This is a genomic window from Corynebacterium striatum ATCC 6940 (assembly GCF_000159135.1).
Lineage (GTDB): Bacteria > Actinomycetota > Actinomycetes > Mycobacteriales > Mycobacteriaceae > Corynebacterium > Corynebacterium striatum.
In genome coordinates, this window is the sequence record NZ_GG667545.1 from 1 (window position 1) to 773 (window position 773).

Annotated in this window: 1 protein-coding gene and 1 pseudogene; both read right to left on the reverse strand. The window is 55.2% G+C overall.

The window, feature by feature from the left end:
* A partial coding sequence (locus HMPREF0308_RS12665) for an ATP-binding protein (protein ID WP_005532285.1) occupies nucleotides 1-526 on the reverse strand: 526 nt, incomplete at its 3' end.
* A gap of 20 nt (nucleotides 527-546) precedes the next feature.
* Nucleotides 547-773, reverse strand: a pseudogene (locus tag HMPREF0308_RS13450) (IS21 family transposase); the annotation flags it as partial.

Sequence of the window (773 nt, forward strand, 5' to 3'; positions counted from 1 at the left end):
TCATAAAGTCGTCGATGATAAGGACATCGACGTTGATCAGTTTCCGCATCTTATCGAGGTAGTTTTGGTCAGTCGGTGAGAAGACCGCCAGCATGTCTACAAGTTGATCCAGCCGGTAGTACGCCACGGAGTATCCAGCCTTGCACGCGGCGATACCGATGGCGCAGGCAATGTAGGTCTTGCCTGTTCCCGTCGGGGCGAGGATGTGAATATTGGTCGGGTTTTCCCGCCAGTTAGTTGCTGCGATTCGTTTCAGCTGGCGCATGTTGATACCGCGTTGTTCTGCCCGGGTGATTTCAGCCAGGCTTGCATCCGGATATCGGAATTTAGCCTGGGTAATGGCCTTGGCAATGTTGCGTTGTTGGCGTTGTGTGTAGGCTTCTTCGACTGCGGCGAGGAAGATGTCTTCTGGTAGCGCATCCGCATAGGCCTCGTCGTTGACAACCTCGTAGAAGATGTCAGCGAAGGTTGATACGCGAAGCTTGCGCATTTTCGCCCGCACAATTTCGTCGTCGATGCTGCTCATGGTTTCACTCCTTATTGCTTCTAGTTTTCGTAGTGGTCAGCAGGCCGGATAAAGACGGCATCGGCCACCTCACCGGTAAGCGGGGTACTTGGGCGTGGGTGGTGCTTGGCCACAGGCTGTGGTTTTGCCCCTGGTGGCCCGGGATGTTGTTGGGCGTGGGCAATGTCAGTCTGGATGCGTTTGATCACTGCCATCGTGGGGGCCAGCTTCTTGTCTAAGACCTGCTGGCATGCAGGTTCCAGGGTGG